Origin of the sequence: Halorubrum ruber (assembly GCF_018228765.1) — an archaeon.
GTDB classification, from domain to species: Archaea; Halobacteriota; Halobacteria; order Halobacteriales; family Haloferacaceae; genus Halorubrum; species Halorubrum ruber.
The window spans coordinates 1,401,427-1,422,778 of sequence record NZ_CP073695.1; the positions used below are offsets into that span (position 1 = coordinate 1,401,427).

24 protein-coding genes and 1 tRNA gene are annotated in these 21,352 nt (G+C 70.5%); 13 read left to right on the top strand and 12 right to left on the bottom strand.

Translation table 11 applies throughout. The features are described 5' to 3' along the window. The first annotated feature begins 494 nt into the window (after nucleotides 1-494). From J7656_RS06955 to J7656_RS06965, 3 genes are all read left to right on the top strand, one after another. Nucleotides 495-1,796, top strand: coding sequence for an RNA-guided endonuclease InsQ/TnpB family protein (locus J7656_RS06955; protein ID WP_211554478.1), 1,302 nt, complete (start codon nucleotides 495-497; stop codon nucleotides 1,794-1,796). Between the two features lie 50 nt (nucleotides 1,797-1,846). Continuing rightward, on the top strand, nucleotides 1,847-2,410 hold the full coding sequence (locus J7656_RS06960; protein WP_017344572.1) for a helix-turn-helix domain-containing protein: 564 nt from the start codon (nucleotides 1,847-1,849) through the stop codon (nucleotides 2,408-2,410). 82 nt (nucleotides 2,411-2,492) lie between these two features. After that, entirely contained in the window at nucleotides 2,493-3,695 is a 1,203-nt protein-coding gene (locus J7656_RS06965) for an HD domain-containing protein (RefSeq protein ID WP_211554479.1), read from the top strand. Nucleotides 3,696-3,742: 47 nt separating this feature from the next. On the opposite strand, the gene J7656_RS06970 is transcribed toward J7656_RS06965, so the two are convergent. After that, nucleotides 3,743-4,147 carry a universal stress protein gene (locus tag J7656_RS06970; RefSeq protein WP_017344574.1) on the bottom strand — a complete coding sequence of 135 codons (405 nt, stop codon included), beginning with the start codon at nucleotides 4,145-4,147 and terminating at the stop codon, nucleotides 3,743-3,745. 196 nt (nucleotides 4,148-4,343) lie between these two features. Between J7656_RS06970 and J7656_RS06975 the strand changes: the two genes are divergently transcribed. The 5 genes from J7656_RS06975 to J7656_RS06995 all read left to right on the top strand — a co-directional run bounded on the left by J7656_RS06975 (nucleotide 4,344) and on the right by J7656_RS06995 (nucleotide 8,928). After that, nucleotides 4,344-5,624 carry an HD domain-containing protein gene (locus tag J7656_RS06975; protein ID WP_211554480.1) on the top strand — a complete coding sequence of 427 codons (1,281 nt, stop codon included), beginning with the start codon at nucleotides 4,344-4,346 and terminating at the stop codon, nucleotides 5,622-5,624. A 31-nt stretch (nucleotides 5,625-5,655) separates the two neighbouring features. Continuing rightward, on the top strand, nucleotides 5,656-6,477 hold the full coding sequence (locus J7656_RS06980) for a class I SAM-dependent methyltransferase (protein ID WP_211554481.1): 822 nt from the start codon (nucleotides 5,656-5,658) through the stop codon (nucleotides 6,475-6,477). A 59-nt stretch (nucleotides 6,478-6,536) separates the two neighbouring features. Beyond that, nucleotides 6,537-7,601, top strand: coding sequence for an amidohydrolase family protein (locus J7656_RS06985; protein WP_017344577.1), 1,065 nt, complete (start codon nucleotides 6,537-6,539; stop codon nucleotides 7,599-7,601). 128 nt (nucleotides 7,602-7,729) lie between these two features. Beyond that, the gene (locus J7656_RS06990; protein ID WP_017344578.1) at nucleotides 7,730-8,185 is read left to right on the top strand and encodes a hypothetical protein; all 456 of its coding nucleotides are present in this window, start codon (nucleotides 7,730-7,732) and stop codon (nucleotides 8,183-8,185) included. Between the two features lie 101 nt (nucleotides 8,186-8,286). Continuing rightward, complete coding sequence (locus J7656_RS06995) at nucleotides 8,287-8,928, top strand: thymidine kinase (RefSeq protein ID WP_017344579.1); 642 nt, start codon at nucleotides 8,287-8,289, stop codon at nucleotides 8,926-8,928. A gap of 38 nt (nucleotides 8,929-8,966) precedes the next feature. On the opposite strand, the gene J7656_RS07000 is transcribed toward J7656_RS06995, so the two are convergent. The 4 genes from J7656_RS07000 to J7656_RS07015 all read right to left on the bottom strand — a co-directional run bounded on the left by J7656_RS07000 (nucleotide 8,967) and on the right by J7656_RS07015 (nucleotide 11,921). Then, nucleotides 8,967-10,148 carry a PAS domain-containing response regulator gene (locus J7656_RS07000; protein ID WP_017344580.1) on the bottom strand — a complete coding sequence of 394 codons (1,182 nt, stop codon included), beginning with the start codon at nucleotides 10,146-10,148 and terminating at the stop codon, nucleotides 8,967-8,969. 72 nt (nucleotides 10,149-10,220) lie between these two features. Beyond that, nucleotides 10,221-10,508, bottom strand: coding sequence for a hypothetical protein (locus tag J7656_RS07005; protein ID WP_017344581.1), 288 nt, complete (start codon nucleotides 10,506-10,508; stop codon nucleotides 10,221-10,223). A 100-nt stretch (nucleotides 10,509-10,608) separates the two neighbouring features. Further along, nucleotides 10,609-11,253, bottom strand: coding sequence for a transcriptional regulator FilR1 domain-containing protein (locus tag J7656_RS07010; RefSeq protein WP_017344582.1), 645 nt, complete (start codon nucleotides 11,251-11,253; stop codon nucleotides 10,609-10,611). Next, a complete protein-coding gene (locus J7656_RS07015) occupies nucleotides 11,250-11,921 on the bottom strand; it encodes a class I SAM-dependent methyltransferase (protein ID WP_211554482.1) in 672 nt (223 codons plus the stop codon). The genes J7656_RS07010 and J7656_RS07015 overlap by 4 nt, the downstream gene beginning before the upstream one ends. Before the next feature lie 59 nt (nucleotides 11,922-11,980). Here J7656_RS07015 and J7656_RS07020 point away from each other — a divergent pair, with 59 nt between their 5' ends. Both J7656_RS07020 and J7656_RS07025 read left to right on the top strand, forming a co-directional pair. Continuing rightward, on the top strand, nucleotides 11,981-12,493 hold the full coding sequence (locus J7656_RS07020; RefSeq protein ID WP_211554483.1) for a CinA family protein: 513 nt from the start codon (nucleotides 11,981-11,983) through the stop codon (nucleotides 12,491-12,493). 71 nt (nucleotides 12,494-12,564) lie between these two features. After that, a complete protein-coding gene (locus tag J7656_RS07025; protein WP_017344585.1) occupies nucleotides 12,565-12,984 on the top strand; it encodes a universal stress protein in 420 nt (139 codons plus the stop codon). A gap of 37 nt (nucleotides 12,985-13,021) precedes the next feature. Here the strand turns inward: J7656_RS07025 and J7656_RS07030 are convergent, their stop codons facing one another. From J7656_RS07030 to J7656_RS07045, 4 genes are all read right to left on the bottom strand, one after another. Continuing rightward, complete coding sequence (locus J7656_RS07030; protein WP_211554485.1) at nucleotides 13,022-13,225, bottom strand: hypothetical protein; 204 nt, start codon at nucleotides 13,223-13,225, stop codon at nucleotides 13,022-13,024. A 62-nt stretch (nucleotides 13,226-13,287) separates the two neighbouring features. Continuing rightward, a tRNA-Thr gene (locus J7656_RS07035) sits at nucleotides 13,288-13,361 on the bottom strand. Between the two features lie 61 nt (nucleotides 13,362-13,422). Then, nucleotides 13,423-13,983: a GNAT family N-acetyltransferase gene (locus J7656_RS07040; RefSeq protein WP_211554486.1), complete on the bottom strand. Its 561-nt coding sequence runs from the start codon at nucleotides 13,981-13,983 to the stop codon at nucleotides 13,423-13,425. Nucleotides 13,984-14,070: 87 nt separating this feature from the next. After that, nucleotides 14,071-14,802 (bottom strand): CBS domain-containing protein, encoded by a 732-nt coding sequence (locus J7656_RS07045; protein WP_017344598.1) that lies wholly within the window; start codon nucleotides 14,800-14,802, stop codon nucleotides 14,071-14,073. Between the two features lie 182 nt (nucleotides 14,803-14,984). Between J7656_RS07045 and udk the strand changes: the two genes are divergently transcribed. Then, entirely contained in the window at nucleotides 14,985-15,683 is a 699-nt protein-coding gene (udk, locus tag J7656_RS07050; protein WP_211554488.1) for a uridine kinase, read from the top strand. Between the two features lie 162 nt (nucleotides 15,684-15,845). On the opposite strand, the gene J7656_RS07055 is transcribed toward udk, so the two are convergent. Next, nucleotides 15,846-16,223: a hypothetical protein gene (locus J7656_RS07055; protein WP_211554490.1), complete on the bottom strand. Its 378-nt coding sequence runs from the start codon at nucleotides 16,221-16,223 to the stop codon at nucleotides 15,846-15,848. 544 nt (nucleotides 16,224-16,767) lie between these two features. After that, nucleotides 16,768-18,150 carry a DEAD/DEAH box helicase family protein gene (locus J7656_RS07060; RefSeq protein ID WP_017344600.1) on the bottom strand — a complete coding sequence of 461 codons (1,383 nt, stop codon included), beginning with the start codon at nucleotides 18,148-18,150 and terminating at the stop codon, nucleotides 16,768-16,770. A gap of 49 nt (nucleotides 18,151-18,199) precedes the next feature. On the opposite strand from J7656_RS07060, the gene J7656_RS07065 reads away from it, so the two are divergent. After that, on the top strand, nucleotides 18,200-19,147 hold the full coding sequence (locus J7656_RS07065; protein ID WP_211554492.1) for an alpha/beta hydrolase: 948 nt from the start codon (nucleotides 18,200-18,202) through the stop codon (nucleotides 19,145-19,147). Between the two features lie 14 nt (nucleotides 19,148-19,161). On the opposite strand, the gene J7656_RS07070 is transcribed toward J7656_RS07065, so the two are convergent. After that, on the bottom strand, nucleotides 19,162-19,611 hold the full coding sequence (locus J7656_RS07070; RefSeq protein ID WP_017344602.1) for a universal stress protein: 450 nt from the start codon (nucleotides 19,609-19,611) through the stop codon (nucleotides 19,162-19,164). Between the two features lie 81 nt (nucleotides 19,612-19,692). Here J7656_RS07070 and J7656_RS07075 point away from each other — a divergent pair, with 81 nt between their 5' ends. Further along, complete coding sequence (locus J7656_RS07075; protein WP_211554493.1) at nucleotides 19,693-21,342, top strand: amidohydrolase; 1,650 nt, start codon at nucleotides 19,693-19,695, stop codon at nucleotides 21,340-21,342. Nucleotides 21,343-21,352: the final 10 nt, after the last annotated feature.

Genomic DNA, 21,352 nt, shown 5'->3' on the forward strand with positions numbered 1-21,352 from the left:
AGTTTATAAGTGGAGGTTAGATGTCGTCATCGGATTTTTATACTGGATCGGGGATCCTGCGGTGAACACCTCCAAAGCCCCAGCCGCTCGCTTATAAATAGCTCATAACGGATCGGCGGTGAACACCTCCAAAGCCCCAGCCGGGAGGCGGGCGCACGCTCGCTGCGGTCCTCAGTCGCTCGCTCCGCTCGCTCCTTGCGGTCCTTGCGTCGCCTGCGCCCGCCTCCCGGCTGCCCCTTTGAGTCCCACCCCGCACAGCAACCGCATCTCACACCTCCCCAGCCTCGTCGCTCGCTTCGCTCGCGACTCCCTCGCGCGTGCTCCTCGCGGCCTGCGGCCGCTCGTCGGCACGCGCCACCGCAATAGTTTCTCAATTCACAGAGGAACGAGGAGGAATCCGACATTACTCGTCAGAACCAACGGGCGATAGCAACTTGACTCCCCACTACCAGCCGCAGGATTTATGAATAAATAGATTGATATGTGAAATACAGATGGGGGATGTGATTCGCACCGTCAAAGTCAAACTTAACGTGCCCGAGGGGCGGTGCGACGACCTCCATCAGACGAAAGAGCAGTTCCTCCACTGTGCGAACACAACCGCAGCATGGGCGTGGCGACACCCGGACGAGCATTGCGTCACGTCGAAACAACAAGCCGAGAACGCGCTCTACGACCGACTCCGGGACGAGACGGAGTTGACTGCGAACCTCGTCCAGAAGGGGATTCGACGCGCTATCGAAGCCACAAAAAGCGGTGTTGCCCGACTCAAAAAGGGCGAAACCACCAGTCAACCGCAGTTCGACGCGTGGAGCGTCGTCTACGACAAGCGCTCCGCGACGTTCCACCGCGACTACGTCTCTCTGTCCACGGTAAACGGGCGTGTCGAGTGTGAGTATATAATCCCCGATGACCCTGAGGGAACACCGATCGGCGAGTACCTGCTGAACGAGGAGTACGAGTTCCGGATGTCCACGCTCCAGTACGACCGCTCGACCGACTCATTCTACCTCCACGCACGAATGCGCTGTACCACAGACGAATACGAGCAGTCCGCGGCTGCGTCTTCTAACGCCGAGCACAGAACAGTCCTCGGCGTTGATCTGAACGTGGACGGCTCGCTCGCCGTGACTTCAACGGGCGCGTTCATCGGGAACGCCGACGAGATGAACCACCGACGCCGCGAGTTCGAGAAGACGCGCGGATCGATGCAACAGACGGGCACGCGGTCGGCGCACCTGTCGATCCAGTCGATGGATGATCGCGAACACTGCTGGATACAGGACGAACTCCATCGTGCTTCGAACCAGATTCTCGACGAAGCTCGCGATCACGGATGTACGCACGTCGCGTTCGAGAACTTGACCGATATCCGGGATCGGATGACTGGTGCGAAGCGATTCCACGCGTGGGCGTTCCGACGCTTGTACGAGTACGTCGAGTACAAAGCCGAGCTGCTCGATGTCGAGGTCGAGCAGGTGAGCCCGGCGTACACGAGTCAGCGGTGTTCGAAGTGCGGCTTTACACACGAGAGGAATCGGGGGTCGAAACACCAGTTCGCGTGTCAGAAGTGCGAGTACGAGCTGAACGCGGACTACAACGCGAGCAAGAACATCGCTCGGAAACTGATGAAACGACTCCATTCGGGGCAGAAGTCTTCGGATGGAGGCGCACCCTGTCAGTGTGCGCTGACGTCAGGGATGGTGAACCTGAAGGGCGGATTCACCGCCAGCGTCGATTCGACGACAGAAGGGGAGTCCACTGACAAGCCCACGACTTCAGTCGTGGGTTACTGACGGACGCTGCCCTCCACGACTTTTTAACGGTCCGGACCACTACACGGGGTATGCCGAAGTATTCGACGGGCGGCGGCGGCGGCGGCGACGACGGCGACGCGTGCGAGCTCTGCGGTCGCGAGACCACGGACCTCCGGAAGGCGACGGTCGCCGGCGCGAAGCTGCTCGTGTGTTCGAACTGCCGCCCCCACGACGACGCCGGCAACGCGCCGAGCGGCGGCGGCGGGTCGCGCGGCGGGAGTTCCGGCGGCAGCCCCGGCGGCGCCGGCGGCGGCGACTCGGGCTCGGGGGCGACCGAGAGCCGGAACAAGGAGCTCGCCCGCAAGCAGGCGAAGATGTACGACTCCGCCACCGGCGACTCGAAGCGCTGGGAGGAGGAGGGGACGAGCTACGAGGCGGACCGTCTCCCGTACCTCGTTTCCGGCTACGGCGACGTCGTCACCGAGGCGCGACAGGACGCCGGGCTGACCGTCGAGGAAGTCGCCGCCGAGCTCGGAGTCGACGAGGACGACCTCCTCGCGGTCGAGGACGGGCGGGCCGCGACCGCCGACGTGGGCGGGTCCGTCGTGCGAGCGCTCGAAGAGCGGTTCGGGATCGACGTCGTCGACGAGTGACCCGCGCCACCACCCCCGTCGCCGGGTCGAGATCGCGGTCGCGCAACGCGTCGCCGACCGCGCGGGACGCGAGGCGACGGCGATGAAGGCGATCAAGGACAGCGTCCACGGCCACGTCCGGCTCGGCGACGTGGCCGCCGAGCTGGTCGACACGCCGGCGTTCCAGCGGCTGCGACACATCAAACAGCTGTCCACGGTCCGGCTCGTCTATCCCTCCGCGAACCACACCCGGTTCGAGCACAGCCTCGGCGTCTACCACCTCGCGCGCAGCGCGATCGACGGGCTCGGCGTCGACGACGACACGGCCGCGCACGTTCGGGCCGCGGCGATGCTACACGACGTCGGGCACGGGCCGTACGGCCACCAGACCGAGGGGATAATCCGGCGCGCGACCGGGCGCGACCACGACGACGTGCGGTGGCTGCTCACCGACGCGGACCGCGAGGTCTGTCAGGTCCTCGAACGCAACGGGCTCGACCCGAAACGCGTCGCCGCCCTGATCGACGGCGAGAGCGCGCTCGGCCCCCTCGTCTCGGGCGAACTCGACGTCGACCGCATGGACTACCTCGTGCGCGACGCCCACCACACCGGCGTCCCGTACGGCACCGTCGACACCGGTCGGCTCGTCACCGAACTCCGGCTGATCGGCGGCGACGGGAGCGGGGCGTCCGCTGACCTCGTCTTGGCCGAGGGGAACGTCGCCACCGCCGAGAGCCTGCTCGTCGCGCGGTCGCTGATGAACGCCGTCGTCTACCGCCACCACGTCTCCCGGGTCGCGGGCGCGATGCTGGAGCGCGCCTCCGAGCGGTACCTCGACCGCACCGGGACGGACGTCGAGGCGTTCCGCGAGATGGCCGACCACGACCTCCTCGTCGCGCTCCGCGACCGCGTCCCGGCGCTCGGCGAGCGCATCGAGCGGCGCGACCTCTACAAGCGCGCCGTCTGGGCCGGGATCGACGAGGTGCCGGCGGGGACGGTCGACGCCGGCCGCGCGGAGGAGCGGGCCGCGGAGCGCGAGATCGCGGACGCCGTCGGCGTCGACCGCGACGCGGTCCTCGTCGACATCCCCTCGCGACCGGCGCTCAAGGAATCCGGCTCCGCGGTCGTCGTCGACGGCGTCCCCCAGCGGCTGGAGGACGCCTCCGAACTCGTGACCGGGCTCCGGGCGGCCGAGCGCCGCCGCTGGACGCTCGGCGTTTACTGCCCGGCCGAACGCGTCGACGCCGTCGCGGCCGCGGCGCGGGACATTCTGGGGCTGCGCGCGACGGGACGACCCTCTGCCTGAGCGCTGCGGGCGAGGGCGGTGCCCGAGCCCGTCGCTTCTGCGTCGACTCAGTCCTTAGCCGACACCGGGACGGTCAACACGGGTCGGTCCGCGTTCAACACGACCGTCTGCGTGGTGCTGCCGAAGACCGCCTTGCCGGCCGGGCTCCGCTTGCGGCCCGACACGCAGATGAGGTCGACGTCGGCGGCGTCGGCAGCCGCGATGAGCTCCTCGCCCGGATCGCCGCTCGCCTCGTGGTGGACGCAGTTCACGCCGGCGTCTTCCAGGATCTCCCGGGCGCGCCGCACGGCCCCGAGCTGGTGGACCGACGCCCCCTCCGGGTTATCCTGAAAGACGTGACAGAGGTGCGCGGTCACCTCGTCGGAGTCGCCCGGCAGGTCGACGACCGCTTCGGCCTGTGCCGTCGCCCGCGATTCGTCGTCAAGCCCGACGCCGATGAGTACGTCGTACATACGCGATCGTTCGCGCGGCCGGGTGATAAATCGTGCCGCAAATTTGCGGGCGACGGAATCGGTCGGGGGCGGAGTCGGATCGCGAGGAAATCGGGCCGCGGCGGAGTCGGCCCGCGAGGACAGCGGCCCGCAGCGGCGCTCCCCCGACCCGGGCGACACTCCCAGCCTTTTATCGCGTGCCGCCGAAGGCGGACGCATGATCACGGTCAAGGACACCGTCCACGACCACATCGAGATCGACGGTGTCGCCGCGGACCTCGTCGACACGCCCGCCGTCCAGCGGCTCCGGCACGTCAAACAGCTCGGCACGGTCCAGCTCGTCTACCCCTCCGCGAACCACACGCGGTTCGAACACAGCCTCGGCGTCTACCACCTCGCGAGCCGCGCGCTCGACCACCTCGGGATCGAGGGGAAACGGGCCGACCGCATCGAGGCGGCGGCGATGCTCCACGACGTCGGCCACGGACCCTTCAGCCACAACCTCGAATCGCTCACCCACCGGCGGACCGGGAAGTACCACGACGACGTCGACGAGCTGCTCGCGACCGGCGCGGTCGGCGAGGTGTTGCGCGGCCACGACCTCGACCCGGACCGGATCGCCGGTATCGTCGCCGGCGAGGGGGCCTACGCCGGGCTCGTCTCGGGCGAGCTCGACGTCGACCGCATGGACTACCTCGTGCGCGACGCCTACCACACGGGGGTCCCGTACGGCACCATCGACACCGAGCGGTTCGTCCGCGAGTTAACGTTCGTCGAGCGCGGCGCGAGCGCGGACGCCGACGGGCCGGCCAGCGCGGGGGGAGCCGATCGCGACGGCCCGGAGCTCGTCTTGGACGAGGGGAACGTCCAGACCGCCGAGAGCCTCCTGCTCGCCCGCGCGCTGATGAACCCGGTCGTCTACACCCACCACGTCGCGCGCATCTCGAAGGCGATGCTGCGCCGGGCCGCGAGCGAGCTCCTCGACGCGACCGCGACGACGGCCGCCGAGCTGCGCCGGATGGACGACCACGACTTCCTCGCCGCGGTCCGCGACTGCCGGGCGACAGCCGAGTTCGCCCGCCGGTACGACGAGCGCGACCTCTACAAGCTGGCGGTGTGGGCCGAGTACGACGACGTCCCCGACCGCGTCCACGACGCGGACCGCGCGGCCGAGACCGCCCTCGAACGCGAGATCGCTGCGGAGGCCGGCGTCGCCCGCGACCACGTGATCCTCGACGTGCCGCCCGAGCCGAAGATGCGCGAGTCGACCGCGCGCGTCACCGTCAACGGCGAGATACGGCGGCTCGAGCGGCAGTCGCCGCTGGTCTCCGCGCTCCGGACCGCGCAGCGCAACCAGTGGCGCCTCGGCGTGTACGCCCCCGAACCGGCGACCGACCGCGTCGGCCGCGCCGCCGCGGACGTGCTCGGCCTCGACCCCGAGGGGCTCGTGACCGAGGTGCGCGGCGCGATGCCGACGACGCTCGACGAGTTCGAGTGAGGTTTATGCCGACCCCGTTCGACGTGCCGGCGTGACCGACGCGCACCGCGAGAACCGCCGCCTCTGGAACGAGTGGAGCGACGCGTTCCAGGCGCTGTGGAACGCCGACACCGACGAGGGAGGAGCGCCGCCGGCGCCGACCCCGTTCGACCCGGACGGCCACGCGGCCACCGGCGCCGAGTATCCGCCGCCGATCGAAGAGGCGGCGGTCGTCGAACTCGGCTGCGGCGGCGGACAGGGGACCGTGGGCACCGCGCTGGCGGGCGCCGGCCGGGCGGTCGGCGTCGACGTCTCGGAGGAGCAGCTCCGACACGCACGGCGCCTTCGGGACCACTACGGCGTCGAGGCCGAGTTCGTTCAGGGGGACGTGACCGGCGTTCCGCTCGCCGAAGACGCCTTCGACGCGGCGTTCTCGGAGGCGGCGTTCCAGCTCGTGGCGGACCTCGACGCCGCCGTGCGGGAGGCGCGCAGCGTCCTCCGGCCGGGCGGCGCGTTCTACTTGGCGGTGATGCACCCGTTCCGGGAGCTGATCGACCCGGACGGCGGCGCGCCCCGGCGCGGCTACCACGCGCCGCCGCGCCGCGAGGTCGAGATCGACGAGTCGTACGACGCGGATCTCGTGGCGTTCGACCGCACCGTCTCCGAGCTCCACCGCGCCCTCGTGGACGCGGGGTTCGTCGTCGAGCGCGTCGTCGAACCGGAGCCCGAGGGCGGCGAAACGACGAGCGAGGGCGGCGAAACGACGAGCGAGGGCGGCGAAACGACGAGCGAGGGCGACGCCGCCGCGGCCGCCGAGCCGCGAGAGCTCCTCCCCGAGACGCTCGGGTTCTGGGCCCGGCTCGACGGGCGCTGAGGCCGCCGAGCGGGGTCGCTTCCCGTGACGTTTTAACCCCGGGCTGGCGAGCCCTCGGTATGCATCTGGAGGGGACGGTACTGGTCGGTCGCGACTTCGAGCCGGTCGAGGGCCGGGTCGTCGTCGCGGACGGCGAGATCGTCCGGATCGAGGAGGCGTCCGTCGAGAGCGACGCGGTGATCCTTCCGGCGTTCGTCAACGCTCACACCCACATCGGCGACTCGATCGCCAAGGAGGCAGGCGAGGGGCTCTCGCTCGACGAGCTCGTCGCGCCGCCGGACGGCCTGAAACACCGGCTCCTCCGGGACGCGGACCACGAGGAGAAGGTGGCCGCGATGGCGCGCACGCTGCGATACATGGAGGCGACCGGCACGGGCACCTTTCTGGAGTTCCGCGAGGGAGGCATTGAGGGCGTGAACGCGCTCCGCGACGCGCTCGCGGGCGAGGGGGTCCCGTTCGGCGAGCGCGCGATCGAGTCGGTCGTCTTCGGCCGCGACGACCCCGACGTGCTCTCGGTCGCGGACGGGTACGGTGCCTCTGGCGCCCGCGACGCCGACTTCGACGCGGTCCGGGCGGCGACGCGCGAGGCCGGCAAGCCCTTCGGGATCCACGCGGGCGAGCGCGACGCCGACGACGTCAACGCCGCGATGGACCTCGATCCGGACTTCCTCGTCCACATGGTCCACGCCGAGCCGATCCACCTCGAACGGCTCGCCGATCGCGGGACCCCCGTCGTCGTCTGCCCGCGGTCGAACCTCGTGACGAACGTCGGCGTGCCGCCGATCCGCGAGCTGAACAAACGGACGACCGTCGCGCTCGGTACCGACAACGTGATGACGGACTCGCCGTCGATGTTCCGCGAGATGGAGTTCGCGGCGAAGCTCTCCGATCTCCCCGCCCGCGAGATCCTGCGGATGGCGACGGTCAACGGGGCCGCGATCGCCGGACTGAACCGCGGCGTGGTCGAGCCCGGGGCGGACGCCGACCTGCTCGTCCTCGACGGCGACTCGGACAACCTCGCCGGGGCCCGTGACCTGGTCCGCGCGGTGGTCAGACGCGCCGGGCAGGCCGACGTCTCCCGAGTCGTCATCGGCGGCGAGCCGGTCGTCCCGCGCGGCGACTGAGCCGGGGGCGGTCCGGCGACGCCGGGACCGACTTTCCCCGCCGATACCGGGACCGGCTTTCCCCGCCGACGCCGGGACCGATTTCCCCCGCCGACGGAGTGAAGCCGCTCCCGCCCCTGTCCCCTTCCATGACGACGCTTTCGCTGCTCGCCGGCCTCGCCCTCGGGCCGGTCGTCGGACTCGTCGCGACGCTCGCGATGGACCCAGTGATGGCGCGGCTCCCCGAGGGAGAGACGGCGCCGAAGGTCGCGGCGAGCGTGCTCACCGACACCCCGGTCGACGACGCGCCGGCGCGGCTGGCGACGTGGGTCCACTACGTCGCCGGGGGCGGCTCGGGACTGCTGTTCGTCGGGCTCGTGTCGGCGGTACAGGCGACGCTCGGCGTCGGGGTCGGCGTCGCGCTGGTCGTCTCGGGCCACGCGATGTTCGCGCTGATGGTCGGCTTCTTCGCGCTCGTCCCGCTGCCCCGCGCGTCCGGGCTCCCGCGCCAGCGGCTCGGCCCGATCCGGCGCGACTGGGCGCTCTCCGCGGCGGCGTACGTCCTCGTCGCCGCCCTGATCGTCGCGGTCGCGACCGGGGTCTGACCCACCGCTGACGGCGCGGCCGCGGCACCTCCGCGGCACCTCCGCGACGACCGCGAGCCGGGAGAGAAACGGTTTAGTCGCTGGCTCCGGCCCGATCGGGTATGCACGCCATCACTCGATCCGGGTGGATCGAGGTCATTTCGGGGTCGATGTTCTCGGGCAAGACGGAGGAGCTGCTCCGCCGGCTCCGGCGCTCCGAGATCGCCGGGCAGTCGGTCGCCGTCTACACGCCCGCGATCGACGACCGCTACGGCGAGACGACGATCGGCAGCCACGCCGGCCGCCAGTGGGAGGCGACCGTCGTCGACAACGAGGGCGACGGGCCGCGAGACATCCTCGACGACGATCCCGCCGAGGTCGTCGCGATCGACGAGGCGAACTTCTTCTCGGACGCGCTCATCGAGGTCTGTAACACCCTCGCCGACCGCGGCAGCCGCGTGATCGTCTCGGGCACCGACCAGACGTTCCGCGGAGAGCCGTTCGAGCCGCTCCCGCAGCTCATGGCGACCGCCGAGTACGTCGACAAGCTGCAGGCCATCTGCTCGGTCTGCGGCGAGCCCGCCTCTCGGAACCAGCGGCTCATCGAGGGCGAGCCCGCCCACGTCGACGACCCGACGATCCTCGTCGGCGCCGAGGAGTCCTACGAGGCGCGGTGTCGCGACTGTCACGTCCTGTTGACCGGCGACCGGCCCGACGGGGAACGACCGTTCGAGAGCGCCGAGGCCGACTCCGCGAACGACTGAGTCAGTCGGCGCTCGCCTGCGGACCGCTGATCGTCACTTCAGTCGGAGTTACGCGCCCGCCGGTATGCCCACAGGTGCCCGTCGCCGTCCGGCAGGTCGATCGGTCGATACGTGCGAACCAGCGTCGTCCCGTCAGCGAGCGCGAGCCGCTCGTCGTTCACCGGACGCCGAGCGTCGACGATCCGCTCGATCCGCTCGACGAACCCCTCGGGATCGGCGAACCGTCCGCTCAGGTCGGCCGCGAACGCCTCGCAGTCGCGCCCGACTGCGGCCTCCGGGTCCCCGTCGATGTCGAACAGATCGTAGAGCCGCTCGTTCACTCGGATCACCTGTCGGTCCGCGTCTTCGACGAGCATCCCCACCGGGAGCGCGTCGAGGGCGGTGGACAACACGGCGTTCGTCCGTTCTATCTCGCGTTTGCGCGCCGTCGCCTCGGTGACGTCCTCGAACTGCGAGAACACGCCGATCACCTCGCCGTCGGCGTCGGTCACCACCTGGTTGTGCCACGCGCAGCGGATCCGCTCGCCGTCGCTGCGGACGTTCTCGTTGACGCTCTGGTAGCCGCCCTTATCCGAGAGGAGGTCGCGTTCGAGCGCCGCCACGTGTCGGTGCTCCGGTTCGGGAACGAACGGAAGCCACGTGCCGCCGAGCAGTTCGGACTCGTCGTAGCCGAGGATCTCCTCCGCGGCGGGGTTCGCCCGGACGATCCGGAACTCGTCGTCGTACTCGATCGTGCCCAGCGGCGACTGGTCGATGAACCGCGAGAGCCGCTCCTCGCTCTCGGCGAGCGCGACCCGCGACCGGTGCTGGTCGACGGCGTTGCGCACCCGGTTGGCCAACACCTCGTACTGGTCGTTGCCGCCGCGCTTCTGAATGTAGTCCGTCGCGCCCGCCGAGATGGCCTCGCTCGCGATCTCCTCGCTTCCCTTTCCGGTAAACAGCACGAACGGGATCTCGATCCCGCAGTCGCGGACCCGCTGGAGGAGCGTCAGCCCGTCCGTCCCGGGCATGTCGTAGTCGGAGACGACGCAGTCGATCGGCTCCGCGTCCAGCCTCTCGATCGCGTCGTCGACGTCGGTTTCGGAACTGACTTCGAACGCCTCGTCGATCCGCTCGAGGTAGGTCGCCGTCAGGTCGAGGTAGGCCGGATCGTCGTCTACGTGGAGGACGCGAACCGTCGACGCGTCCGTCGCCCCGTGGTCCGCGTGAGGGCCCGACATGCGAATCTGTACCGGGACCCGTCGGATATACGTTCGGGTGGGCCGGGTCGACGCCGCGGGCGGGGTGTCGGCTTACGCCCCGTCTGTGCCGGCCGTCACGTCGCGGTCGCGCCCGTCGGCGGTCGCCTCGTCGCCCGCCGCAGCGTCGTCGTCCGCGGTCGCGAGGCGGAACAGCCCCACGAGCGCGGCGGCGGCGACCAGCGCCCCCTCGGCCTTCGCGGCCGTGTACGTCCACTCGCGCGGCTCGGCCTCGCCGGCGTTCCGGTAGAACGCGCGCGTCCAGAGTGCGACGGCGCGCCGCGGCGCGACGGCTTCGAGCAGTCCGCCGATTCCGGCCACCAACAGCAGTAGCGCTTTCATACGACCCCTTCGACGGCGACCCTCAAAAGCGGAGCGGGGGCGGTCGCGGCCGGTCGGACCCGGTCCCGTTCACCTGCCGGCCGGTTGGATTCGGACCCGCTCACCCCTCGGTCACCCGCTTGGCGTCGTCGAGGTAACGCCGGCAGGTCGCGGCCGCCCACTCGCGGACCGCCGGGTCCCCCGTCCACAGCAGGGCTGCGACCCCGTCCCCGTCGATCACCCCGACGACCGCGCGGTCCTCAGCGAGGACCACCGCGACGGGCGATTCGCCCTCGTGGCGGTACGTGTCGACGCCGCGGTCGGCGAGCGCGCGCCGGACGACCGGTCCAGTCGCTCCGGCGAGGCGGTCGCTGGCGGACCCGGTGAACACCACGCGGACCTCGCGCGGCGCGCTCGACTCGGATTCGGCGTCGTTCTCCGCGGCCGCAGCGTCGTCTCCGGCCGCAACGTCGCCTCCGGCCGCAGCGTCGCTCCCCGAGGCCGCCAGCGACGCGTTCAGTCGCCGGGCGAGGTCGGCGTCGAACCGCGGGACGACGGCGACGACGCTGTCGGCCTCGCCGACGAGTTCCGCGAGCCGTCCCGCGGGAGTCGAGGCGTCGGTGCCGGCCGCGTCGTCGGCATCCGGCTCGTCTCCGCGCTCGACGACCTCGACTCGATCGTCGAGGCTCGCCGGGTCGGCGTCGACCGCGCGCGCCACGAGCGACCGGAGGACCGCCGCGGGCGACGCGGTCTCGTCGTCGCTCACGGGTTCCGCCCGCTCTCCGCTTTTGAGTCGCTCTCGCCTCCCGGCCAGCGGTCCGGCGCCTTTGGGCGTTCCGGGTACGACTGCCGACCGCCGGTCGACTTCTGCGCGAGCAGCCGGGCCGTGGCGCGCCGGCGGTCGCCGGGGCGCTCCGTCGTCGTCTCGTCGTAGTAGCGTACGCTCACCCCGAGCCCGGCGCGGAGCAGCTCGTTCGCCGCGAAGCGGTACCGGTCGTCGCTCGGGCCCGACGGCGACGGTTCCGCTGACCGGAGGTGACCCTCCACGAACAGGTACCCGCCCGGCGCGAGCGACTCGACGAGGTCCGCGAATCGGTCGAGCGCGTGGAAGTAGCTCATCGTCACGAGGTCGTACGCCTCGGTCGGGAACCCGTACGTCGAGATGTCCGCCCGAATCGGCTCGATCCGGTCGCCGATCCCGCGTTCCGCGGCGCGCTCGCGGACGATCCGGAGCCCCTCCGCCGAGGCGTCGAGCGCGTCGACATCGTAGCCGCGGTCCGCGAGGAACACCGCGTTTCGGCCGGTGCCGGTCGCGACGTCGAGCGCGCGGCCGCCCGGCAGCGACGGCTCGTAGGCGCGAAGCACGGGGGACGGCTCCGGCGCGCGCGGGTACTCGCCCGACGCGAAGCGCTCGTCCCAGTCGGTGTCGGTCACGGTCGCCCTTCGAGGTGCCCGGGCGTAAACCTCAGGGGCGCCCGCTCGGAGTGACGGGTATGGAAAACGCGACGGACCCCGCCGAGCGGCTGAACGAACTCCTCGTGGACGGCGACGAGACGCTGGCGACCGCGGAGTCGCTCACCGGCGGCCTCGTCGGGTCGCGGGTGACGGACGTGCCGGGCGCGAGCGCCTACTTCGACCGCGGGTTCGTGACGTACACGTACGACGCCAAGCGCGAACTACTCGGCGTCTCCCGCGAGTCGCTCGACGCCCACGGGGCCGTGAGCGAGCCCGTCGTCCGCGAGATGGCGGCGGGCGCGCGCGACCGAGCGGACGCGGACTGGGCGGTCGCGACCACCGGGATCGCGGGGCCGACCGGCGGCACCGACGAGAAGCCGGTCGGGCTCGTCTGGTTCGGCGTCGCGCACGCCGCGCCGTGGGGCACCGAGGAGTCGTTCGTGCGGGCGGAGCGGGCCGTCCTCGACGGCGACCGCGACGCGGTGAAGCGGGGCGCGGCCGAGTACGCGCTCGACGCGCTCGTCCGGACGATCGGGGACGTCGAGGGCTGAGCAAGCGGAGACCTGGGCGCGCGACCCGATCCACCACGTGCGTTTATCAGGTGACGGCGCGTATTACCGGTATGATAGAGCGCGTACTCGTCGCGATGGACGGCTCAGACCTCTCCGAGCGCGCGCTCCGGTACGCGCTCGACGGCCACCCCGACGCCGAGATCACCGTGTTGAACGTCGTCGGCGGCGCGTCGCCGATGATGGGGCAGGCCGCGGGGATCGCCCTGTCGGACGACGAGGAGGGCGGGATCCGCGAGGCCGCGGAGCCGGTGTTCGAGCGGGCCCGCGAGATCGCTGACGAGTACGACACGGCGATCGAGACGATCGTGGAGGCGGGACGGCCGGCGCGCCAGATCATCGACCACGCCGAGGAGTTCGACGTCGTCGTGTTAGGCACCCACAGCGGGTCGCTCGCGGACAGACTCCTCGTCGGCAACGTGGCCAAGACGGTGTTCCAGCGCTCGCCGGTGCCGGTGACGGTCGTGCGGTGAGTCGGATCCCCGCCCGGCGGCGCGGCCGTCCCGGTCGTTACTCGATGTAGGCGTTTCCGACGACCGCGACGACCAGCGCGGCGATCACGATCCACGTGAGCGGTTCGACCGCGAGGAGCCGGAGCGGCCGCGCGACCGACCCGTCGAAGCCGAAGAGGGCACCGCCGGCGAACCCGACCGCGATCACGAGCGCGCCGACGATTCCGGCGACGCCGAGCAGCGCGCGGTCCGACGAGTCCATACCCGACGTGAGCGTCGGGGTTACTTAAGAAATGTCCGGAGGACGGTCGCAAAACGGTCCGAAGCCAGGGCAGGGATTTGAACCCCGGAAGTCTCGATTACAAGTCGAGTGCATGAACCACCCATGCTCCCCTGGCGCGTGCGGCCGTACTCGGTCCTCCTATGTGTGCGTGTCGCTTTCCGCGAACCCGGCCGGGGTCAGTCGCTTTCGTCGCCCGATCCGTCGTCGCTGCGTCCGTCGCCGTTGACGCCGCTCAACGACTTCGTGAGTTCGACGCGGTGTGAGTCGTAGCCGTGTTCAGCGTAGAACGCTCGGGCGCGGTCGTTGTCGGCGAGCGCCTCCAGCGCCACGCGGTCGGCGCCCGACTCGTCGAGCGCGCGCTCGGCCGCGTCGAGCAGCGCCGCGCCGATCCCCTCCCCGCGCCGCTCCGGGACCACGAACAGGTTGCTGACGGTCCCGCGGACGGCGTCGCGCTCGTAGTCGCCGCGTTCGAGCGAGAAGCCGACGAAGCCGACCGGGTCGGCGTCGCGGTCCCCTCCGCCTTCCGTCTCCGCGTCGGGGGCTGGCTCGCGGGCGACGAGCAGTTCCCCCGTCACGACCGACTGCGCGACGCACTCGCTGACCGCGGTGCGGTTCGCCTCGCCGCGGAGCGTGGCGCCGTGCTCGCGCTGACCGGCGGCGAGCGTCACCCACATGTCGACGACGGCGTCGACGTCGTCGGCGGTCGCCGGCTCGATCCGCGCGTCCGTCTCGCCCATGCGATCGCCTTCGGCTCGGGGCGTGTTGAGGCTGCCGGCCGGCGAATCGCTCGCTTCGAGGCCGACTCGGATTTCGCGGCAGTTCGCTCAGATCTCGCGGCAGTTCGGGCAGACGGCCTGCCCGTTCGCGGTGACGAGGTCGGGAACCAGCGCGCCGCAGTTCTCGCAGACGCCCTGCGTTGAGGCGCCGCTCGGCGCGCCCGCGACGGAGTCGGCGCCGCCGTCGGTACCGGCGGGCTCGTCGCGGGACGCGGCCGCGGCGCGCTCCGCCGCTTCCGGGTCCATCGTCGCCTCGGCGCCCCGCTCCGCGTCGGAGTCCGCGGCGGCTGCAGCCGACAGCACCGTTCCGTCCGATCGGGGGCTGCCGGCCGCGGCCTCCTCGCCGAACCCCTCGGCGCCGGCGCCGGTCCGCGGGGCGCCCGCGGCGAGCGCGTCGCCGTCCGTGACGACGCCGACCGCCTCGCCGTCGTCGACCGCGACGACGCGGTCCGCTCCCTCCGAGACGAGCCGCTCTTCGACCGCCGCCAGTGAGTCGTCAGGGGAAACCGTCGGCAGCGGCGGGCCCATTACGTCGCCGACGGTGCGGTCGGCGGGATCGGGAGTATCGTCCGAGTCGTCGGCGACGCCGGTCGCGGAGAGCAGCGCGTCGAGCGCGTCGCGGGACTCCAGGCGCCCGACCGGCTCGCCGCCGCGCACGACGACCAGGCAGTTCGTCTCCTCGTCGACCAGCAGCGCGGCCGCCTCCGGGAGCGAGTCCGACTCGCTGACGCCGAGGAACTCGCGGTGCATCACGTCACGAACCGTGGTGTCTGTTCGCATACGACTCGGATCCGCTCCAACCGGCTAAAAGCTGCCCCCGGTAGCGTTTTATTCGCGCCGGTCCTACTCGTGAGATCGGTTAGCATGCCGCCCGAAGGAGCGACCCGTCCGCAGCCGGGCCCGACGACCACGCGCGAAGCGCGAAAGGGAGCGTTCAAACCCTCCGACGTTCGAACGTCGATATGGCCATTCCCTCGTTCGTGATCGGGATCGCGGGCGGGACGGGCGCCGGGAAGACGACGGTCTCCCGGCTCGTCACCCGCGACCTCGGCGACAGCGTCACCCGGATCCCGCTGGACAACTACTACGAGGACCTCTCGCACCTCGACTTCGAGGAGCGCCAGGAGGTCAACTACGACCACCCGTCGGCGTTCGAGTGGGAACTCCTCCGGGAACACTTGGAGGCCCTCTTGGAGGGGCAGTCCGTCGAGATGCCCCAGTACGACTTCGAGATCCACAACCGCGAGGACGAGCGCGTCACCGTCGAGCCGACGGACGTAATCGTGTTGGAGGGAATCCTGGCGCTGTACGACGAGGAGATAAACGCCATGATGGACCTCCGGCTGTTCGTCGAGACCGACGCCGACGTGCGTATTCTCCGGCGAATTCGGCGGGACGTGATCGAGCGTGGGCGGGACCTCGAAGGCGTCATCGACCAGTACCTCTCGACGGTGAAGCCGATGCACGAGCAGTTCATCGAGCCCTCGAAGAAGCACGCCGACGTGATCATCCCGGAGGGCGCCAACAGCGTCGCGGTGAACCTCTTAGAGGAGAAGCTTCGGGCAGAGGTCGAAGGAGACGCGGTCCGGAGCTGGGAACGCGGCAGCCTCGAAGCGGAGCTCGGCGAGAAGCGCTCGCTCGACATGGACGGCGACGATTAATCGCGACGAGTGGTCGCAGTTGGTGGCACCGTCAGTAGTTCGACGAGGACCGATCCCGAAGCCCCAGCAGGTCGCTTATAAATAACTGGCATTGTTGAAAATCCCTCTTCAGACGTATCTTTGACCGAACCAGCTGGTCGTTAACACGTGCGAATTGACTACCTATCTCGAATTCTGGACGACGTGAACGAGTGCGCCGGTGGCGGCGGCGGCAATGAAACAACCAATCCCGTATATAACTGCGATCGAGAAGAACGGTCCCAACCCCTGCGCCAGTAGCTCCGGATTCCGGGCGTCGACCGCCGCGCGTACACCGCTACCGAATCCGAAAACGGTCGCGAACACGACGGCAGCGAGTACGCCGGCCTTCGAGCTCTCGATTACCGCTCCCGCGAGATCGGTACTTCTCCTGCCGATGGTCCCGCCCGCCACCGCGCCGCCGAGCGCCCAGCCGTCCGGGCCGATGAGCACCCCTGCGATGATACCGACTGCCGAGCCGACGAGTACGCCCGCGACGACGGTTCTGGTGAAAAATCGCATACTGAGATATCTACTTGTTTTTTTAAATGTATGGGGTTGATCCCGTGACAGGATTGGGGAACTATACTAATTGAGGTGTGTTATGTTTCTTCTGTACCGACTGGAATCGAATCGAAGTGTCTCTCGTTTATAAATAATCGACTGTGGATCGACGACCACCTCCAAATCCCCAGCCGCTCGCTTATAAGCTGCTGCTCACAGGTCGACGGTGAACTCCTCCAAAGCCCCAGTCGCGAGGCGGGCGCACGCTCGCTGCGCGCTTCACTCGGTCGCTCACTTCGTTCGCTCCCTCGTTCCAGTGCTTGCGTCGCCTGCGCCCGCCTCGCGACTGCCCCTTTGAGTCCCACCCGACCGCAACCGCACAGCAGCCTCACACCTCCCCAGCCTCGTCAGTCGCCTCCGCTTCGCTCCGGCGACTGACTCCCTCGCGCGGTGCTGCTCGGCCGCGAGGCGGCCTCGCAGGCACGCGCCACCGCACCGCCATTTATAAGCAATCGTCGCAGCCGCTCATGGATATTTAAATATCGCCTCCGGAAGTTCCGGCCTATCGTCGCCGGCTCGCCACCCGCTCCTCCGCGGTCTCGGCGCTAACGAGTTCGTACAACGTCGCCCTGCCGCCGTCCTCCTTCGGGCGGAGCACGCGGCCGAGCCGCTGGGTGAACTCGCGCTCGCTGCCCGACCCAGAGAGCAGGACCGCGACGTTCGCGTCGGGCACGTCGACCCCCTCGTCTAAGACGTTCGCCGCGACGACCCGGCCGTAGGTGCCGTCGCGGAAGCGTTCGAGGATCTCGCGGCGCTCCTTCGCGCCCGTCTCGGCGGTGATCGCGGGGAGCAGGAAGCGCTCGGAGAGCCGGTAGACGAGGTCGGTGTGGGCAGTGAACACGATCACGCGGTCGTCGCGGTGGCGGTCGAGGATCTCCCCGAGCTGCTCGACCTTGCGGTCGGCGTTCATCATGATCTCGCGGGCGTCCTGCTTCGCGAGGAGCGCCTCTCTGGCCGCTGGGTCGTTTCCCGACCGCTTGACGAGCTCTTGGTAGTCGCTCCCGCTGGAGAACGTGATCCCCGCGTCGCGAACGTACTCGACGAACGTCCCCTGCTTCTCGTCGTAGCGCTCGCGTTCCTCGTCGGTCAGTTCGACTTCGATCCGCCGGATGTCGTAGGGGGCGAGGTGATCGCCCGCGAGGTCGTCCACGTCGAGCGCGTAGACGCGGTCGCCGACCAAGTCGGCGACGACCTCGTGGGCGCCGTCCGGGCGCTCGAAGGTGGCAGTGAGCCCGAGCCGCGCGGGCGCGGCGAGGAGGCGCGCGGCGTCGCGGTACCCCTCCCCGCCGAGGTGGTGGACCTCGTCGAAGACGACGAACTCGAAGGCGTCGCCGACGCCGTCCGCCTTCAGGTACGCCGAGTCGTACGTCGACACCGTGACCGCCTCGCGGCGCTGCTCGCCGCCGCCGAACCGCCCGATCGGGACGTCGAACTCGCGCTCCAACTCCCGCTGCCACTGGTCGAGGAGGTCGACCGTGGGGACGACGACGAGCGTCGGGACGCCCAACTCGACCATCGCGCGGATCGCGATCACGGTCTTGCCGGCGCCGGTCGGGAGCTCGATCACGCCGCGGTCGCCCGCCTCGTGCCACGCGTCGAGCGCCTCGCGCTGGTACTCGCGGAGGTCGTAGTCCGTCGCGAGCGCGTCCGGCAGCCCCGCGTCCTCGGCGGCGCGGTCGCTCGCGTCGAGGACCCGGTCGTCGACCGAGACGCCGGCCACCCGGAGCGCCCGCCGGAGTTCGGCGTAGCGGTGCGCCGGCGCGCGGCCGGTTCCGGTCCGCGGGTCGGTCTCGACGCCGGGCAGCGGCGGGAGCGCGTCCGGGCCGAGGTCGGCGTCCGCGTCGACCCGGATCGTCCCGTCCTCGTAGGTCAGCCGGACGTCCATCGCCCGGAGTTGCCGACCGACTTACAAAGGCCCACCGTCTCGGTCCGCCATGCGCGCGGCCGAACTCGACCCGGACCTCGCGGCGGCGATCGACAAGATCGAATCGCTGGGGCCGCCCGCGTGGAGCGATCTCTCCGTTGAGGCGGCCCGCGACCTCGAAGACGATCTGTTCTCCGGGCCGCCCGAGCCGCCCGTGGCCGACGTGCGCGACCTCGCCTTCGACGGCCCGCACGGCGAGGTGCCGGTCCGGGTGTATCGGCCCGAGAGCGCCGTCGATGACTCGGCAGAATCTCGCGCCCTCGTCCACTGCCACGGCGGCGGGTGGACGCTCGGCACGCTCGACTCCGTCGACGGGATCTGCCGCGAGCTCGCGACCCGCGCCGACGCGGTCGTCGTCTCCGTCGACTACCGGCTCGCGCCGGAACACCCGTTCCCGGTCGCGGTCGACGAGGCCGCCGCCGCGGTCGCGTGGGTCGCGGAGACGGCCGACTCGCTTGGCGTCGACTCCGACCGGATCGGCGTCTCGGGGACCAGCGCCGGCGGCGCGCTCGCCGTCGCGGCGTCGCTCCGCGCCCGGGAGTTCGGCGACCTCCCCGAGCCCGCCGGCCAGTTCCTCCTTTATCCGATCGCCGGCTACGACTTCGAGACGGACTCCTACCGAGAGAACGCGGACGGCCCGCTCCTGACGCGCGCGGACATGAAGTGGTTCTACGAGCGGTACCTCCGCAGTCCGGTCGACGCCGCGAACCCCTACGCGGTGCCGCTCCGGGCGCCGGATCTGGGCGACCTCCCGCCCGCGACGGTCGTCACGGCCGGGTTCGACCCCCTGCGCGACGACGGTGTCGCGCTCGCGGAGCGCTTCGAGAGTGACGGAACGCCGGTCGAACACCGCCACTACCCGGCGATGGCGCACGGGTTCTGTAGCCTCGCGGACCGGGTGGACGTCGCGGAGGCGGCGCTGTCGGCGGTCGCGGCGGACGTGCGGGAGCGCTTATAAAATGGCCGCGGCGCTCAGGCCTCCACCGTGGTCTTCACGATGCTCACCGGCGCGGGCGACTGCCGGGAGACGCGCTCGGTGACGGAGCCGAGCATGCGGCGGTAGTCGCCCGAGCGCGTCTTCGATCCCATCACCGTGAGGTCGACGTCCTCCTCGTCGGCGTACCGGAGGATCTCCTCGTGTGGGACGCCGTACCGCAGCGCGGTGACCGCATCCACGCCGGCGTCACGGGCGTGCTCGGCGACGGCGTCGAGCGCCTCGCGGCCGGTCTCTTCGAGCGTCTCCTCGGCGCCCTCGGCGCCGTCGACGAACTCGTCGCCGGAGTAAGCGTTCACCACGTCGCTGTCGACGACGTAGAGGACGTGGAGCGTCGCGTCGTAGCGGTCGGCGGCGTCGATCGCGTGGTCGATCGCGCGGTCGACGCCGACGCTTCCGTCGGTGGGCAGGAGGACGTTGTCGTACATACGCGGCGATTCGTCGGGCGTCCGAATAAATCGGTCGCCGTTTCCCGAACGGTTAACACGCTGTGTGCCCCCCGAATTTCCATGACCGAGGCCGCGGACCGGATCTTCGTGAACGGAGAGGTACACACGCTCGCGGACCCGGAGGACGGCGGCGACGCAGACGACGGCGGCGACGCGGTTCACGAGGCCGTCGCCGTTCGCGACGGCAAAATCATCCGGACCGGGCGGACCCACGACGTGGAACTGCTCGCCGGCGTCGACACCGACGTGGTCGACCTCGACGGTCGCGTTCTCCTCCCCGGATTCGTCGACGCGCACACCCACCTCACCACCGTCGGCCGCTACCTCGTCCACGCGGACCTCTCCGCGGCGGACTCCCCGGACGCGGCCGTTGACCTGCTCGTCGAGCGCGCGGCGGAAGTGGAATCCGAGCCGAGCGGCGGCGAGACGCCGGACGGCGACGGGGAAGCGGAGGACTGGGTGCTGGGATACGGCTACGACGAGTCGACGTGGGACGAGTCGCGCTACCTGACCCGCGCGGACCTCGACCGCGTCTCGACCGAGCGCCCGGTCGCGGCGTTCCGCGAGGACATGCACGTCGCCGCGGTCAACGGCGTCGCGCTCGACCGCTTCGCGGACGACCTCGCCGACGCCCCCGACGAGACGGTGCCGACCGGCGGCGACGGCGAGGTGATCGGCGGCGACGGCGAGCCGACCGGCGTTCTGCTCGAAGCCGCCATCGACCCGATCTACCGGGCGGTCGAGCCGGACCGCGAGGAGACGCGCGAGATCGTCGAGGCCGCGCTGGAGCACTGCGCCGCCCGCGGGATCACCGGCTTCCACGACATGGTCCGGGACTCGCACGCGCCGCGAGTCTACCGCGACCTCGACGCGGCCGGCGAGCTCACCGCCCGCGTCCGGATCAACTACTGGAGCGACCACCTCGACGCGGCCCGCGAGGTCGGCCTCGCGACGAACGCCGGAAGCGAGATGGTCGAGACCGGCGCGATCAAGTCGTACACGGACGGGAGCCTCGGCGGCCGGACGGCCCGGCTCTCGGAGCCGTACGCGGACGCGCCCGACGAGACCGGCCAGTGGGTCGTCGACCCCGAGGAACTGAACGAGACGGTGGCGGAAGCGACCGAGGCTGGCTTCCAGTTCACCGCCCACGCCATCGGCGACGAGGCGGTCGACGCCGTGCTCGACGCCTACGAGGACGCCTCGCGGATTGACGCGGGCGAGGCGCGCCACCGGATCGAACACGTCGAGCTGGCCGACGACGAAGCCATCGAGCGGCTCGCCGAGACGGGCGTCGTCGCGAGCGTCCAGCCGAACTTCCTGAAGTGGGCGCGGGAGGACGGCCTCTACGAGGCGCGACTGGGGCCCGAGCGCACCGCCGAGACGAACCGCTACCGCGACATGCTCGACGCGGGCGTCGAACTCGCGTTCGGCTCCGACGGGATGCCGATGGACCCGCTGTTCGGCGTTCACCACGCAGTCAACGCCCCCGCCGAGTTCCAGCGGCTCACCGTCACCGAGGCGCTGCGTGCGTACACGAGCGGCGCCGCCTACGCCGGCTTCGACGAGGACCGACTCGGGACGGTCGAGCCGGGGAAGCGGGCCGACCTCGTCGCGCTCGACGCGTCGCCGTGGGAGGCCGACAACGCGATCGACGATATCGACGTCGCGCTGACCGTCGTCGACGGCGAGGTCGTGTTCGACGGCCGATAGGAGACGGAGC